Annotated in this window: 12 protein-coding genes and 1 rRNA gene; 11 read left to right on the forward strand and 2 right to left on the reverse strand. The window is 69.5% G+C overall.

The window, feature by feature from the left end; genetic code table 11:
• Positions 1–95, forward strand: a 5S ribosomal RNA gene (gene rrf, locus BM214_RS09320); the annotation flags it as partial.
• A gap of 166 nt (positions 96–261) precedes the next feature.
• Here rrf and uvrA read toward each other — a convergent pair.
• Positions 262–3,102: an excinuclease ABC subunit UvrA gene (gene uvrA / locus BM214_RS09325; protein ID WP_090486126.1), complete on the reverse strand. Its 2,841-nt coding sequence runs from the start codon at positions 3,100–3,102 to the stop codon at positions 262–264.
• Between the two features lie 204 nt (positions 3,103–3,306).
• On the opposite strand from uvrA, the gene ssb reads away from it, so the two are divergent.
• The 6 genes from ssb to lnt all read left to right on the forward strand — a co-directional run bounded on the left by ssb (position 3,307) and on the right by lnt (position 9,322).
• A complete protein-coding gene (ssb, locus tag BM214_RS09330) occupies positions 3,307–3,804 on the forward strand; it encodes a single-stranded DNA-binding protein (protein ID WP_090486129.1) in 498 nt (165 codons plus the stop codon).
• 26 nt (positions 3,805–3,830) lie between these two features.
• Positions 3,831–5,183, forward strand: coding sequence for a tRNA (N6-isopentenyl adenosine(37)-C2)-methylthiotransferase MiaB (miaB, locus tag BM214_RS09335; RefSeq protein ID WP_090486132.1), 1,353 nt, complete (start codon positions 3,831–3,833; stop codon positions 5,181–5,183).
• A gap of 94 nt (positions 5,184–5,277) precedes the next feature.
• Complete coding sequence (locus BM214_RS09340) at positions 5,278–6,279, forward strand: PhoH family protein (RefSeq protein WP_090486254.1); 1,002 nt, start codon at positions 5,278–5,280, stop codon at positions 6,277–6,279.
• Positions 6,279–6,734, forward strand: a complete 456-nt coding sequence (gene ybeY, locus BM214_RS09345; RefSeq protein ID WP_090486134.1) for an rRNA maturation RNase YbeY — start codon at positions 6,279–6,281, stop codon at positions 6,732–6,734. The genes BM214_RS09340 and ybeY overlap by 1 nt, the downstream gene beginning before the upstream one ends.
• A 147-nt stretch (positions 6,735–6,881) precedes the next feature.
• Positions 6,882–7,745: a CorC family transporter gene (locus BM214_RS09350; protein ID WP_090486137.1), complete on the forward strand. Its 864-nt coding sequence runs from the start codon at positions 6,882–6,884 to the stop codon at positions 7,743–7,745.
• A gap of 23 nt (positions 7,746–7,768) precedes the next feature.
• The gene (lnt, locus tag BM214_RS09355; RefSeq protein ID WP_090486140.1) at positions 7,769–9,322 is read left to right on the forward strand and encodes an apolipoprotein N-acyltransferase; all 1,554 of its coding nucleotides are present in this window, start codon (positions 7,769–7,771) and stop codon (positions 9,320–9,322) included.
• On the opposite strand, the gene BM214_RS09360 is transcribed toward lnt, so the two are convergent.
• Positions 9,303–9,824, reverse strand: coding sequence for a zinc ribbon-containing protein (locus BM214_RS09360; protein WP_090486142.1), 522 nt, complete (start codon positions 9,822–9,824; stop codon positions 9,303–9,305). The two genes, lnt and BM214_RS09360, sit on opposite strands and share 20 nt — an antisense overlap.
• 188 nt (positions 9,825–10,012) lie before the next feature.
• Between BM214_RS09360 and leuS the strand changes: the two genes are divergently transcribed.
• The 4 genes from leuS to BM214_RS09380 are packed head-to-tail and all read left to right on the forward strand — an operon-like array spanning position 10,013 to position 15,330.
• Positions 10,013–12,469: a leucine--tRNA ligase gene (gene leuS, locus BM214_RS09365; RefSeq protein ID WP_090486145.1), complete on the forward strand. Its 2,457-nt coding sequence runs from the start codon at positions 10,013–10,015 to the stop codon at positions 12,467–12,469.
• A complete protein-coding gene (locus BM214_RS09370; RefSeq protein WP_090486148.1) occupies positions 12,466–12,975 on the forward strand; it encodes an LPS-assembly lipoprotein LptE in 510 nt (169 codons plus the stop codon). The genes leuS and BM214_RS09370 overlap by 4 nt, the downstream gene beginning before the upstream one ends.
• Before the next feature lie 9 nt (positions 12,976–12,984).
• Positions 12,985–14,007 (forward strand): DNA polymerase III subunit delta, encoded by a 1,023-nt coding sequence (holA, locus tag BM214_RS09375; protein ID WP_090486151.1) that lies wholly within the window; start codon positions 12,985–12,987, stop codon positions 14,005–14,007.
• A 48-nt stretch (positions 14,008–14,055) separates the two neighbouring features.
• Complete coding sequence (locus BM214_RS09380) at positions 14,056–15,330, forward strand: glutamate-5-semialdehyde dehydrogenase (protein ID WP_090486153.1); 1,275 nt, start codon at positions 14,056–14,058, stop codon at positions 15,328–15,330.
• Position 15,331 lies beyond the last annotated feature (1 nt).

The raw sequence follows: 15,331 nt of genomic DNA on the forward strand, positions 1-15,331 counted from the left end.
GAACCACCCGATCCCATCCCGAACTCGGAAGTGAAACGACTCAGCGCCGATGATAGTGTGGGGCCTCCCCATGCGAAAGTAGGTCACTGCCAGGCTCTTATACCTAAACCCCCGGACGGCTTCGCCTCCGGGGGTTTTTCTTTTTACCCCAATATCTCCCTGAACTCACCGCCCCCAAGGCAGGGGGCAATGGCCAAACCCTGTGGATTGGGTCCCCTCTCGCCTCCCGAGGTGGGGACCCAAGGCCTGGATGCGGTGGACTCAGGTGGCCCGCTTGCCCCCGGGAAGCATGGGGGCAAGGAAACGACCGGTGTGGGAAACCTCTGTATGGGCGAGGGTCTCCGGCGTCCCCGTGGCGATGATGCGACCGCCACCGGAGCCCCCCTCGGGCCCCAGGTCGATGATCCAGTCCGCCGTCTTGATGACATCCAGGTTGTGTTCGATCACCACAACGGTGTTGCCGTGGTCCCGCAGGCGGTGCAGAACCTTGAGCAGTTGGTCCACATCCTCGAAGTGCAGACCGGTGGTGGGCTCGTCCAGGATGTAGAGGGTGCGCCCCGTATCCCGCTTGGACAATTCCCGGGCCAATTTCACCCTTTGGGCCTCCCCGCCGGAGAGGGTGGTGGCGTTTTGTCCCAGTTGCACGTAGGACAGGCCTACGTCCATGAGGGTCTCCAGCTTGCGGCGCACCGCCGGCACGGCATCGAAGAATTCCAGGGCCTCCTCCACGGTCATCTCCAGCACCTCGTGGATGTTCTTGCCCTTGTAGCGGATCTCCAGGGTCTCGCGGTTGTAGCGCTGACCGCCGCAGACGTCGCAGGGGACGTATACATCCGGCAGGAAATGCATCTCCACCTTGATGACCCCGTCCCCCTGGCAGGCCTCACAGCGCCCGCCGCGCACGTTGAAGGAGAACCGGCCGGGGGCGTAGCCCCGGGAGCGGGCCTCCTGGGTACCGGCGAAGAGTTCGCGGATGGGGGTGAACAGACCGGTGTAGGTGGCGGGATTGGAACGGGGGGTGCGCCCGATGGGGCTCTGGTCGATGTCCACCACCTTGTCGATATGGTGGAGTCCTTCGATGGCGTCGTGGGGCCCCGGGGTCTCTCCTGCGCGGTGGAGGTGCAGGGCCGCCACCCGGTAGAGGGTGTCGTTGACCAAAGTGGACTTGCCCGAACCGGAGACCCCCGTGACACAGGTGAACAGGCCCACGGGCAGGTGCATGTCCACCCCCTGCAGGTTGTTGCCCCTGGCCCCCCGGATCACCAGCATGCGATCGGGATCCGGGGCATGGCGTTGCGACGGCACGGGGATGCAGCGGGCACCGCTAAGGTACTGTCCGGTGAGGGACCCCGGCTGCCGGGCCACCTCCTGTGGGGTGCCCTGGGCCACCACACGCCCGCCGTGGCGGCCGGCGCCGGGGCCCATGTCCACCACATGATCGGCGCGGCGGATGGCGTCCTCGTCGTGCTCCACCACCACCACGGTGTTGCCCAGGTCCCGCAGGTTGGTGAGGGTATTGAGCAGGCGGTCGTTGTCCCGTTGATGCAGACCGATGGAGGGCTCATCCAGGATATACATGACCCCCACCAGGCCCGCGCCGATCTGGGAGGCCAGGCGGATGCGCTGGGCCTCGCCACCCGAGAGGGTGTCCGCGGACCGGTCCAGGGTCAGGTAATCCAGTCCCACGTTGACCAGGAAGTTCAGTCGGTCCTGGATCTCCTTGACGATCTTCTCTGCGATGCGGCCCCGCCGGCCTGGAAGCGAGAGGCCGGCGAAGAAATCCCGGGCCTCGCCGATGGGCAACGCGGAGATCTGCGGCAGGGTCCGGTCGGCGATGAAGACATGGCGGGCGGCCCGGTTCAGGCGGGTGCCCCCGCATTCGGGGCAGGGATGAACCGACAGGTACTTGGCCAGCTCCTCGCGCACCGCCGGGGATTCCGTCTCCCGGTAACGGCGCTGCAGGTTGGGCAGGATGCCCTCGAAGGGATGGCTGCTGCGGCTTTGCTGGCCGCGGGTATTGGCGTAGGTGAATGCGATGCGCTCCTCCCCGCTGCCATGGAGCACCACCTGCCGGATGCGTTCCGGCAGGTCGCGAAAGGGGGTGTCAAGGTCGAAGCCGTAATGCTCCGCCAGGGACTGGATCATCTGAAAATAGTAGGGATTGCGCCGGTCCCAGCCCCGGATCGCCCCTCCCGCCAGGCTCAGTTCCGGGTGCACCACCACCCGCTGCGGATCGAAGAACTGCTGCACCCCCAGGCCGTCGCAGCTGGGGCAGGCGCCGGAGGGGTTGTTGAAGGAGAACATGCGCGGCTCCAGCTCCTGCAGGGAATAGCCGCAGTGGGGGCACGCGAACCGGGAGGAGAAGATCAGCGGGGGCTGGTCGGGGTCATCCAGATCCCGCACCAGGGCGATGCCGTCGGACAGGGCAAGGGCCGTCTCCAGGGATTCCGCCAGGCGCAGCCGCAGGTCTTCGCGAACGCGGAAGCGATCCACCACCACCTCGATGGTGTGCTTGCGTTTGGGCTCCAGGGGCGGCGCCTCCTCCAGTTCCACCAGTTCACCGTCGATGCGCGCCCGCAGGAAACCCTGGGCCCTGAGCCCCTCCAGGGTGTTCAGGTGTTCGCCCTTGCGTTCCTGCACCACCGGCGCCAGGAGCATGAGGCGTTCCCCCTCGGGGCGTTCCAGGATCTGGTCCACCATCTGGCTCACCGTCTGGGCCTCCAGGGTGGTGCCGTGTTCCGGGCAGCGGGGGGTGCCGGCGCGGGCGAACAGCAGCCGCAGGTAATCGTAGATCTCGGTGATGGTGCCCACCGTGGAACGGGGGTTGTGGGACGTGGTTTTCTGTTCAATGGAGATGGCTGGGGAGAGCCCCTCGATGTGGTCCACGTCGGGCTTTTCCATCATGGACAGGAACTGGCGGGCATAGGCGGAGAGGGACTCCACGTACCGGCGTTGCCCCTCCGCGAAGAGGGTGTCGAAGGCCAGGGAGGACTTGCCGGAACCCGAGACCCCGGTGATCACGATGAGCCGGTCCCTGGGCAGGGTCAGGTCCACGTTCTGCAGGTTGTGGGTGCGGGCACCGCGGACGACGATGTGTTCCATGGATGGGATACGCAACAAGAGGCAGGCATGGCCCGGGGCGAATCGCCCCGGAACGACGCAATCCGTCACCGTTGTGATGGTGACGGATTGCGAACAAACGCCTAATGTAACATGATGCCGGCGCGCGAATCCCGCCCGGCCCCCGGGGCTTGCAGACCCCGGGCGCACTTCACCACACGGCATCCAAAGGCACGAGGAATCTCCATGGCACGAGGTATCAACAAGGTCATTCTCATCGGTAATCTGGGCGCCGATCCCGAGGTGAAGTACGCCCCCAGCGGTGCGGCGGTCACCAACATCCGTCTGGCCACCACCGACAGTTGGCGGGACAAGCAGACGGGGGACGTGCAGGAGCGTACGGAATGGCACCGCGTGGTGTTCTTCGGCCGCCTGGCGGAGATCGCCGGGGAATACCTGCGCAAGGGTTCCCAGGTGTATATCGAGGGCCGGCTGCAGACCCGCAAGTGGCAGGGGCAGGATGGCCAGGACCGCTACACCACCGAGGTGGTGGCCAGCGAGATGCAGATGCTGGGCGGCCGCGGCGGGAGCGGTGGCGGCAGCGCCGACTACGACAGCGGTCCCGACTGGGGGCAGGGGGGCGGCGCCCCGTCCCGCGGTTCCGGTAACGCCCCCGGCGGCGGTCAGTCCTCCCCTGCGCCGCAGGGGCCCTCCGCCGATTTCGACGACGACATCCCGTTTTGACCGGTCATGGGGTGACATCGGGATCCATGAAGACGCGCATCCATATCCAGACCCAGGGCTGCCAGATGAACGAGTACGACTCGGGGCGGCTCGCGGATCTCCTGCAGGCCACCGAAGGGGCCATGATCACCGACGATCCCGCCGCTGCGGACGTGCTGTTGCTCAATTCCTGCGCCATCCGGGAGAAGGCCCAGGAGAAGGTCTTCTCCCTGCTGGGCCGCTGGCGGGCCCTGAAGGCGGCCCGTGCGGGGGTGATCATCGGCGTGGGGGGGTGCGTGGCCAGTCAGGAGGGGGTTGCACTGCGTCGCCGCGCCCCCTTCGTGGACCTGGTCTTCGGCCCGCAGACCCTGCACCGCATCCCGGAGATGATCGCCGCCGTGCGCCGGGGGGAGGGGCCCGTGGTGGACGTCACCTTCCCGGAGATCGAGAAATTCGACCGCCTGCCCGAGCCCCATGCCCGGGGCTATACGGCCTTTGTCTCCGTCATGGAGGGGTGCAGCCGCTTTTGCACCTACTGTGTCGTGCCCTACACCCGGGGCCAGGAGATCAGCCGCCCCTTCGACGACGTGCTGGTGGAGGTGGCCCAGCTGGCGGCCCAGGGGGTGCGCGAGGTGACCCTGCTGGGGCAGAACGTCAACGCCTACCGCGGCGTGATGCACGATGGGGACGAGGCGGATCTGGCCCTGCTCATCGAATGCGTGGCGGCGGTGGAGGGTATCGAACGCATCCGCTTTACCACCTCCCATCCCCTGGAGCTCTCCGATCGGCTCATCCAGGCCTTCGCCGACGTGCCGCAACTGGCGGGGCACCTGCATCTGCCGGTGCAAAGCGGTTCCGACCGCATCCTGGCCGCCATGCGCCGGGGCCACACGGCCCTGGAGTACCGCGCCAAAGTGCGCCGGCTGCGAGAGGCCCGGCCGGACATCACCCTGTCCTCCGATTTCATCGTCGGCTTCCCCGGGGAGATGGAGGAAGACTTCCAGGCCACCCTGGATCTGATCGAGTCCGTGGGCTTTGACCAGTCCTTCAGCTTCATCTACAGCCCGCGGCCGGGCACCCCCGCCGCCGCCATGGAGGACCCCACGCCCCTGGAGGAGAAGAAGGCCCGTCTGCAGCGCCTGCAGGCCCTGGTGGATCGTCAGGCGCGGCACATCAGCACGGCCATGGTGGGGCGCGTGGAGACCGTGCTGGTGGACGGACCCTCCCGCCGCGATCCCGCCTGGATGGCCGGGCGCACCGACAACAACCGGGTGGTGAACTTCCCCGGCACCCCGGACCTGGCGGGACGGATGCTGCCGGTGCGCATCACCGAGGCCCTGAGCCACTCCCTGCGGGGCGAGTGCCTGCAGCCCGCTGCCAGGGCGGCGAACGGCGGCTGATCGCGCTATAATCGCAGTCTGGCTCCCCTTCATAGGGCAGGGCCGGACCGGTTCACCCCATGCCCAAGAGCACCCCAAGCCGACCTTGACCGAACTGTCCCCCGAAACCCGTACTGAGGCGCAGCGACCCACCACCGTGGAGCTGTCCCTCGAACCCGTGGACAACCTGCGCCTGGCCAATCTCTGCGGCCCCTTCGACGAGCACCTGCGGCTCCTGGAGAAGCGCCTGGGTGTGGAGATCAACAACCGGGGCGGGCGTTTCAACGTCATCGGCGACCCCCGGCCCGCCCAGGCCGGGGCGGAGCTGCTGCGGGATCTCTACCGCAGCACGGCGGACGAGGCCCTGACCCCGGAGCGGGTGCATCTGCACCTGCGCAGTTCGGGGGCGGAGGGTCCGGAGCCAAGGGGGCGGGACGACGAGGACGAGCCCGCCCTGCGCCTGCGCCGCGGGGTCATCCGCGGCCGGGGGCCCCACCAGCGCCGCTACCTGCACAACATTCGCAGCCACGACCTGAACTTCGGCGTCGGCCCCGCCGGCACCGGCAAGACCTATCTGGCGGTGGCGGCGGCCTGCGAGGCCCTGGAGACGGACCGGGTACGCCGCCTCGTGCTGGTGCGTCCGGCGGTGGAGGCCGGCGAACGCCTGGGGTTCCTGCCGGGGGACCTGGCGCAGAAGATCGATCCCTACCTGCGCCCCATGTACGATGCCCTCTACGAGATGCTGGGTTTCGAAAAGGTGGCCAAGCTCATGGAGCGCAATGTCATCGAGGTGGCGCCCCTGGCCTACATGCGCGGACGCACCCTGAACGACGCCTTCGTCATCCTGGACGAGGCGCAGAACACCACCCCCGAACAGATGAAGATGTTCCTCACCCGCATCGGCTTCGGCTCCACCGCCGTGGTGAACGGGGACGTGACCCAGACGGACCTGCCCAGCCCGCGCCAGTCCGGACTGCGTCACGTGGTGGAGATCCTCAAGGACGTACGGGGTGTCAGCTTCACCTTCTTCACCGCCGCCGATGTGGTGCGCCATCCCCTGGTGCAGCGCATCGTCGAGGCCTATGACGCCAGCGGGGCGGGCACCGGGAACGCCTGATGCCGCAGCGGACCCACGTGCAGTACGCCGTGCCCCGCCGCGGTATCCCCGCCCCGGCCTCGTTCCGCCGCTGGGTGGACCGGGCCCGGCAGGGGGCCACCGGCTCCGTGGTCATCCGCGTGGTGGACGAGGCGGAGAGTGCCGCCCTCAACGGCGCCTACCGGGGCCGTGCCTACCCCACCAACGTGCTCTCCTTCCCCTTCGAGGGGCCGGAGGGGATCCCCGTGGATCACCTGGGGGATCTGGTGATCTGCGCACCGGTGGTGGCGCGGGAGGCCCGGGAGGCGGATCGCCCCCTGCAGGGCCGTTGGGCCCACATGGTCCTCCACGGCATGCTCCACCTGCGCGGGTTTGATCATCAGAACGAGACCGAGGCCCAGGCCATGGAGGCCCTGGAGACCGCCCTCATGGCGGAACTGGGCTACGAGGACCCCTATACCATCCCGCAGCCCTGATGCCATGCGCGGGTGGGGCGCTCCGGGCAGGACCGGTGCATCGCCCCCGCGTCTCCCCCGGGAATACCCACGGCCCCCCGGGCCGTGCAGACATCCAGGCCGGCACACCCGGGACCGGCCTCACAACCTTATGGACAACGCCATATCATGAACACCGATCGATCTAGTCTTCCCGGGGCCCGCAGCTGGGTGGAGCGCTTCGGCTTCTCCCTGTCCGCGGAGCCCCGGGATCGCGCCCAACTCCTGGAGATGCTGCGCAATGCGCAGAAGCGCCAGGTGATCGATTCCGACGCCCAGGGGATGCTGGAGGGGGTCCTGCAGGTCTCGGAGATGCAGGTCCGGGACATCATGATCCCCCGCGCCCAGATGGACGTGGTCACCCGCGATGCCCAGCTGCCGGAACTTATCCCCCTGCTGGCGGAATCGGCCCATTCCCGCTTCCCGGTGATCGGGGACGACCGGGACGAGGTGGTGGGCATCCTGCTGGCCAAGGATATGCTGCGCTACTTCGTGGAGGGGGACGAGGAGGTCTTCGACATGCAGGACATCCTGCGTCCCGCCGTGTTTGTGCCCGAGAGCAAGCGCCTGAACGTGCTGCTCAAGGAGTTCCGCAACAGCCGCAACCACATGGCCATCGTGGTGGACGAGTACGGCGGCGTGGCGGGTCTGGTGACCATCGAGGACGTGCTGGAGCAGATCGTCGGCGAGATCGACGACGAACACGATATCGAGGACTTCCTCACCCACATCCTGCGTCATGCCAACGGGCGCTTCACCGTCAAGGCCCTGACCCCCATCGAGGAGTTCAACGCCTACTTCAACACCCAGTACAGCGACGAGGAGTTCGACACCATCGGCGGCTTCATCGTGCACCGCTTCGGGCACGTCCCCAAGCGCGGCGAGGAGCTCACCTTCGACCGCTTCCACGTGCGCGTGCTGCGGGCCGACAACCGGCGTGTCCATCTCCTGGAGTTCAGCTACCGGGAGCCCGAGGCCGGACAGGAGGACTGAGGCCCGACGCCCCGCCTGTGACCATGCCCACACCGACACCATCCGTCTCCCCCTCCTGGACCGGAATCCTGGAGCGCCACACCCGTCTGGCCGCCCTCGGGGCCCTGCTGGCCGGGGTGGTCACGGTACTGGCCTTCGCCCCCTTCGGCTGGCGGCCCCTGGCGGTGGCCGGTCCGGCCCTGCTGTTCATCCTGTGGGCGGGGGCCTCGCCGAAGCAGGCGGGGTTGCGGGGCTATTCCTTCGGCGCCGGGTTCTTCGGCGCGGGGGTGTACTGGATCTATTACAGCCTGCACCTGTTCGGCTCCGCCATCGCCCCGCTGGCGGCCCTCATCACGGCGGGGTTCGTCCTCTTCCTCGCCCTGTTCCCGGCGCTGCTGGGGTGGCTGGCCGCCCGGCTGCGGCCCGGCCTGCCCCGGCCCCTGTGGCTCATGGGCCTGGTGCCGGCCCTGTGGGTGCTCCTGGAGTGGGTGCGGGGCTGGCTATTCACCGGCTTCCCCTGGCTGCGCCTGGGCACGGCCCAGCTGGACACCCCCCTGGCGGGATACCTGCCGCTGCTGGGGGAGTTGGGGGGCAGCGCCGTGGCCGCCGTCCTGGCCGGGGCCCTGGCCTGGATCCTGGTGGAGGGTCGCAGGGGGGCGCCGGCACTGGCCGTGGTCCTGCTCCTGGGGGCCGCCGGCGCGGGGCTCGGCCAGGTGCAGTGGACGCGGCCCACGGGCCCCACCCTCAGCGCCAGCCTGCTCCAGGGCAACGTGGCCCAGGAGGACAAGATCGACCCGGCGCAGCTGCCGCTTTCCATGGACCGCTACCGTCGCCTGTCCCTGGAGGCCGCCGGCAGTGATCTCATCCTCTGGCCGGAGACGGCGGTGCCCGCCTTCTACGACCAGTTGCAGGCCCCGCTGCTGGACCCCCTGGCCCGGCGGCTGGAGGAAGAGGGGAGTGCCCTGATCATCGGGGTGTTCACCTACGACCCCGAGACCGGGGCCATGTACAACAGCATCGCCCGGGTGGGCGGGGAGGACCCGGCGGTCTACCACAAGCGCAAGCGGGTCCCTTTTGGCGAATACCTGCCCCTGCGCGGCCTGCTGGCCTGGCTGGATGCCTATATCCAGCTGCCCATGGCGGACCTCTCCCGGGGCCATGGGGGCTGGACCCTCGAGGCCGCCGGGATCACCCTGGGGCCGTCCATCTGCTACGAGGATGCCTTCGGCGCCCAGACGATCCGCGCCCTGCCCGAGGCGCGGCTGCTGGTGAACGTCACCAACGACGCCTGGTTCGGGGATTCCATTGCCCCCCACCAGCACCTGGAGATCGCCCGGGTGCGCGCCGTGGAGACCGGGCGGCCCATGTTGCGGGCCACCAACACCGGTGTCTCGGCGGTGATCGGGCACCGGGGGGAGGTGCTGGCCCGTTCGCCCCAGTTCACCACCCATATCCTCACCGCCCGGGTGCAGCCACGGGCGGGCATCACCCCCTATGCGCGCTGGGGGGACGGGCCGGTGGTGGTGACCGCCGCCCTGGCGGCGGTGCTGCTGCCCCTGGCCGGGCGCCGGCGGCGGCTCAGTCCCGGGCGCGCTTGAAGGTGGTGGCCTTGCAGCGGGGGCAGGGGGGGATGCGGCCGCTGCGGGTGAAGTGCAGGGTCTCGCCGCACTGGGTGCAGGTGAGCTCCCCGGGGCCGGCCACCTCGCCGGTGTGCCAGAGGCCCACGGTCCGGGCCTGGGCCTCCAGCTCCGCCAGTTCCAGGCGGGTGCGGTCCGCCACCGAAGTGAGCAGGTCCAGCAGCCGGGCCTCGATGAGCTGCAGGTCCATGCGCAGCCAGGTGCGCAGGTCCCGGCGGGAGGCGCTCAGGTAATCCCCCATGTCGTGCAGGTCCCGGCGCAGGTAGTCCGCCACCTCGTGGGCCTCTTCCCGGGTGATCTCTTCCAGGTGCACCGCCTTGTGCACCGCCTGCTGGATGGCCTCCTCCAGGGTGGGTTCCGCCGTCTCCAGGGCGTGGCGCACCCGCTCCAGCATGCGCTCGTAGGCCTGGCTCAGGGTGTCCCGCATCGGGTGTTCTTGGGCTGTGTGCTTGTCTTCGGCCATGGTCCTCGCTCCCGGCAGGCGCCGCTGTCGTCTCCATCCAAGCCTACCAACTCTCCCCCGCCGCGACCATGCGCCAGTGGCGGCACATTGTTCCTTGCGCGCGGGCGCTGGTATGCTTTTCGGTCTTTTCCGAGCCGTCGCGGCCCCGGGCCCGCCCCGGTCCACCCCCCGTTTTAGCCGGTATCGCCATGCAAGAACACTACCAACCCGAAACCATCGAGGCCGAGGCCCAGCAGTGGTGGCAGGAGAACGTCTGCTTCCGTGCCCGCGAGGACACGGGGCGCGAGCCCTTCTACTGCCTGTCCATGTTCCCCTATCCCAGCGGCCGGCTGCACATGGGGCATGTGCGCAACTACACCATCGGCGATGTCATCGCCCGCTACCAGCGCATGCGCGGGCGCGAGGTGCTGCAGCCCATGGGCTGGGATGCCTTTGGCCTGCCGGCGGAGAACGCCGCCATGAAGCACGGCGTGCCCCCGGCGCAGTGGACCTACGAGAACATCGACTACATGCGCGGCCAGCTCAAGCGCCTGGGCTTCGCCTATGACTGGTCCCGGGAGATCGCCACCTGCACCCCTGAATACTATCGCTGGGAGCAGTGGCTCTTCCTGCGCCTGTTAGAGAAGGGGCTGGTCTACCGCAAGACGGCGGTGGTGAACTGGGACCCGGTGGACCAGACCGTGCTGGCCAACGAACAGGTGATCGAGGGCCGTGGCTGGCGTTCCGGGGCCCTGGTGGAACGCCGGGAGATCCCCCAGTGGTTCGTGCGCATCACCGCCTATGCCCAGGAACTGCTGGAAGGGCTGGATCAGCTGGAGGGCTGGCCCCAGGAGGTGCGCACCATGCAGCGCAACTGGATCGGCCGCTCCGAAGGGGTGGAGTTCGACTTCCAGGTGGAGGGGCACGATCCTTTGCGCGTCTATACCACCCGCCCGGACACCCTCATGGGGGTCACCTATGTGGCGGTGGCGGCGGATCATCCCCTGGCCCGCCGGCTGGCCGAGGACCATCCCCAGGTGGCCCGGTTTGCCGAGCAGTGCCGCCACGAGGCCGTGTCCGAGGCCCTCATGGCCACCCAGGAGAAACGCGGCGTGGACACGGGGGTGCGGGCCCTGCACCCCGTCACCGGCGAGCCGGTGCCGGTGTGGGTGGCCAATTTCGTCCTCATGGAGTACGGCACCGGGGCGGTCATGGCCGTGCCGGCCCACGATCAGCGGGACTGGGAGTTCGCCCGCGCCCACGGCCTGCCCATCCGCCAGGTGATCCGTCCCGCCGAGGGCGAGGAGGCCGACGTGGACCTGGAGCAGGGGGCCTATACCGAAAAGGGGGTGCTGATCCACTCCGGCCCCTTCGACGGGCTCGACTCCCAGCAGGCCTTCGAGGCCATCGCCGCCTTCCTCGAGGAACGGGGCCTGGGCCAGCGCCGGGTCAACTACCGCCTGCGGGACTGGGGCGTCTCCCGCCAGCGCTACTGGGGCTGCCCCATCCCCATCATCCACTGCCCGCAGTGCGGCGCCGTGCCGGTGCCCGAGGAGCAGTTGCCGGTGGTGCTGCCCGAGGACGTGGCCTTCGACGGCGAGGGCTCCCCCCTCCACAAGATGCCCGAGTTCTACGAGACCACCTGCCCCAAATGCGGCGGCGCGGCCCGGCGGGAGACGGATACCTTCGATACCTTTTTCGAGTCCTCCTGGTACTACGCCCGCTACACCTGCCCGGACAGCGACACCGCCATGGTGGACGCCCGGGGCCGCCATTGGCTGCCGGTGGACCAGTACGTGGGCGGCATCGAGCACGCCATCCTGCACCTGCTCTACGCCCGGTTCTTCCACAAACTCATGCGGGACGAGGGCCTGGTCCCCGGTGGCGAGCCCTTCACCCGGCTGCTCACCCAGGGGATGGTGCTCAAGGACGGGGCCAAGATGTCCAAGTCCAAGGGCAATACCGTGGATCCCCAGGCGCTCATCGAGCACTACGGCGCCGACACCGTGCGCCTGTTCATGATGTTTGCCGCACCGCCGGAGATCTCCCTGGAGTGGTCCGACTCCGGTGTGGAGGGGGCCTTCCGCTTCCTCAAGCGCCTGTGGCGCCAGGTGCATGCCCATGTCAGCGCCGGCCCGGTCCCCGCCCTTAAGAAGGAACACCTGACCGAGGCGCAGGCGGCCCTGCGGCGCAAGCTGCACCAGACCCTGGCCAAGGTGAGCGACGATCTGGAGCGGCGCTACACCTTCAACACCGCCATCGCCGCCTGCATGGAGCTGATGAACGACCTGGGCCGTTTCGAGGACGACAGCCCCCAGGGCCGCGCCCTGGTGCAGGAGGTCCTGGAGGGGGTGGTGCTCATGCTGGCCCCCATCGTGCCCCACATCACCCACCGCCTCTGGAAGGAGCTGGGACACGACGACGCCGTGGTGGACCGCCCCTGGCCGCAGGTGGATACCGCGGCCCTGGAATGCGCCACCCAGGAGATCGTGGTGCAGGTGAACGGCAAGCTGCGCGGCCGCATCCAGGTCCCCAGTGACGCCGATCGGGAGGCCATCCAGGCGGCGGCCCTGGCGGATGCACACGTGCAACGCCATACCGAGGGCAAGACCATCGCCAAGGTGATCGTCGTCCCCGGCAAGCTGGTCAACGTGGTGGCCAAATGAACCGCCGGGCCGCGGTCCTGGCGGGGGTGCTGGGGACCTGGCTGGCGGCCCTGGCGCTGCTCCCGGGGTGTGGGTTCCAGTTGCGGCAGTCCGGCGTGCTGCCACCCGCCATGGCCCACACGGCCCTCACCGGACTCGACGCCGGGGACCCGCTGCATACCGAACTCCGCCTGGCCCTGGAGGCCCGGGGGGCGGAGCTGGTGCCGCCGGAGGAGGCCGATGCGCGCCTGGAGATCCTGGAACGGCGCCAGGGCCGGCGTGCCCTCTCCGTGGGCGGGGACGGCCGCGTCAGCGAATACGAGGTGCGCCTGCGCCTCGTCTACCGGGTGGAAGGGGAGGACACGGAGTTCTCCATCCCGCGCCAGACCCTGGAACTCACCCGGGACTACCTCTTCGATGCCTCCGGGGTGCTGGGCCGGGCAGAACAGGAACGGGTGCTCTACGATGCCATGCGGCGGGACGCCGTGCAGTTGATGATGATCCGCCTCCAGAACGCGGCGCGCTGAACCGCGGCCATGCAGATCAAGCCCGAGCAGCTGGAGGCACATCTGGAGAAGGGACTGGCCCCGGTCTACCTGCTCTCGGGGGATGAGCCCCTGCAGATGATGGAGGCGGCGGATGCCGTGCGCGCCGCGGCCCGGGCCCGGGGCCATACCGAGCGGCTGGTGTTCAGCGCCGATGCGGGTTTCGACTGGGGTCGCCTGCGCGAGGCGGCCCAGAGCCTGTCCCTGTTCGCCAGCCGCCGCATACTGGAGCTGCGCCTGCCCACGGGCAAACCCGGTGCCGAGGGGGGGCGGGCCCTGGAGGCCTATGCGGCGCAACCGCCCGAAGATACCGTATTGCTGGTGCAATGCCCCCGCCTGGAGGCGAAGGACCGCAAGACCGCCTGGTGCCGCGCCCTGGAAGGGGCGGGGGTGATGCTGCAGGTCTGGCCCCTGGACCGGTCCGCCACCGAGGCCTGGATGGCCCGGCGCCTGCGCCAGCGCGGCCTCAACCCCACCCCCGAGGCCCTGCGCCTGCTCAGCGACCGGGTGGAGGGCAACCTGCTGGCGGCGGCCCAGGAGATGGAAAAACTGCTGCTGCTGACCGGGCCCGGGGAACTGGATGCCCCGGCGGTGCTGGCGGCGGTATCCGACAGCGCCCGCTTCGGGGTCTTCGACCTGGTGGATGCCGCCCTGGCGGCGGATGCCCCCCGGGCGGTGCGCATCCTTCAGGGGCTGCGGGGCGAGGGGACGGAGCCCGCCGTGGTGCTCTGGGCCCTGGCTCGGGAGATCCGCGGCCTGCACCGCATGGCCGAGCGGGGGCAGGCGGGGGAGCCCATGGGCCAACTCCTGGGGGCGGTGCGTCCGCCCCGCCGCCAGCCCCTGGTGCGCGCCGCCCTGGGCCGCCTGCCGGAACCCGCCCTGGCGCGGCTGCTGGCGGGCTGCGCCCGCGCCGACCGGATCATCAAGGGCCTGGAGACGGGCAGCCCCTGGGACGAATTGTTAGACTGGACCCTCGCCCTGGCCGGGGCGCCGGTCCCCTCGCGGGCCTGCTGAAACACGAACCCGGCCGGAATCTGCCAAACTGCAAGTGAGACGAGAACGGTGTCTGAGACGGTGAGCGGCGATATCCAGCAGACCATGGAGTCCATGGGAGAACGGGCACGGGCCGCCTCCCGCATCCTCGCCCGCGCGGATACGGGGGCGAAGGACCGGGCCCTGCGCACCATGGCCGAGCGCATCGAGCAGCGCGGCGAGGCCCTGCTGGCGGAAAACCGCCGGGATCTGGAGGCCGGGGAACGGGCGGGACTGGATCAGGCCCTGCTGGACCGGCTGGCCTTCACCCCCGAGCGCCTGGCCGCCATGGCCGAGGGGCTGCGGCAGATCGCGGCCCTGCCGGATCCGGTGGGGGCCATCTCCGATCTCAACTACCGCCCCTCGGGGATCCAGGTGGGGCGCATGCGCGTGCCCCTGGGGGTCGTCGGCATCATCTACGAATCCCGGCCCAACGTCACCGTGGACGCCGCCGGCCTGTGCCTCAAGTCCGGCAACGCGGCCATCCTGCGCGGCGGCTCCGAGGCCTTCCATTCCAACCGGGTGCTGGCGGAGTGCATCCGGGAGGGCCTGGAGGGCGCCGGCCTGCCGGCGGACGCGGTGCAGGTGGTGGGGACCACCGACCGCGCCGCCGTGGGGGCCCTGCTGCGCATGCAGACCTACGTGGACGTCATCGTGCCCCGGGGCGGCAAGGGGCTCATCGCCCGGGTGAGCGAGGAGTCCCGCATCCCGGTGATCAAGCACCTGGACGGGGTGTGCCACGTCTACATCGATGACCGGGCGCAGCTGGATAAGGCCGTGGCGGTGACGGTGAACGCCAAGACCCAGCGCTACGGCACCTGCAACACCCTGGAGACCCTGCTGGTGGCGGAGGGGATCGCCCCCCGGGCCCTGAAGGCCCTGGCCCCGGCCTTTGCCGAGAAGGGGGTGGAGCTGCGGGGTTGCGCCCGTACCCGGGCCTTCCTGCCGGAGATCGCCGAGGCCACCGAGGCGGACTGGGGTGCCGAGTACCTGGCCCCCATCCTGGCCATCCGCGTGGTGCCGGATCTGGATGCCGCCATCGAGCACATCCACACCTACGGCTCCGGCCACACCGACGCCATCCTCACCGAGGACTACGGCCGGGCACGGCGCTTCTTGCGGGAGGTGGACTCCAGCTCCGTCATGGTGAACGCCTCCACCCGCTTCGCCGACGGCTTCGAATACGGCCTGGGGGCGGAGATCGGCATCAGCACCGACAAGCTCCATGCCCGCGGCCCCGTGGGCCTGGAGGGGCTCACCACCCTCAAGTTCATCGTCCTGGGCGATGGCCATGTGCGTGGTTGAA

Source organism: Ectothiorhodospira mobilis, assembly GCF_900114895.1.
In the GTDB taxonomy this organism is placed as follows: domain Bacteria; phylum Pseudomonadota; class Gammaproteobacteria; order Ectothiorhodospirales; family Ectothiorhodospiraceae; genus Ectothiorhodospira; species Ectothiorhodospira mobilis_A.

Coding starts and splice junctions, on each gene's coding strand:
- BM214_RS09360 (WP_090486142.1), bottom strand. CDS start 9,824: ATGGCCGAAGACAAGCACACAGCCCAAGAACACCCGATGCGGGACACC.
- BM214_RS09370 (WP_090486148.1), top strand. CDS start 12,466: ATGAACCGCCGGGCCGCGGTCCTGGCGGGGGTGCTGGGGACCTGGCTG.
- ybeY (WP_090486134.1), top strand. CDS start 6,279: ATGCCGCAGCGGACCCACGTGCAGTACGCCGTGCCCCGCCGCGGTATC.
- miaB (WP_090486132.1), top strand. CDS start 3,831: ATGAAGACGCGCATCCATATCCAGACCCAGGGCTGCCAGATGAACGAG.
- BM214_RS09350 (WP_090486137.1), top strand. CDS start 6,882: ATGAACACCGATCGATCTAGTCTTCCCGGGGCCCGCAGCTGGGTGGAG.
- uvrA (WP_090486126.1), bottom strand. CDS start 3,102: ATGGAACACATCGTCGTCCGCGGTGCCCGCACCCACAACCTGCAGAAC.
- holA (WP_090486151.1), top strand. CDS start 12,985: ATGCAGATCAAGCCCGAGCAGCTGGAGGCACATCTGGAGAAGGGACTG.
- lnt (WP_090486140.1), top strand. CDS start 7,769: ATGCCCACACCGACACCATCCGTCTCCCCCTCCTGGACCGGAATCCTG.
- leuS (WP_090486145.1), top strand. CDS start 10,013: ATGCAAGAACACTACCAACCCGAAACCATCGAGGCCGAGGCCCAGCAG.
- ssb (WP_090486129.1), top strand. CDS start 3,307: ATGGCACGAGGTATCAACAAGGTCATTCTCATCGGTAATCTGGGCGCC.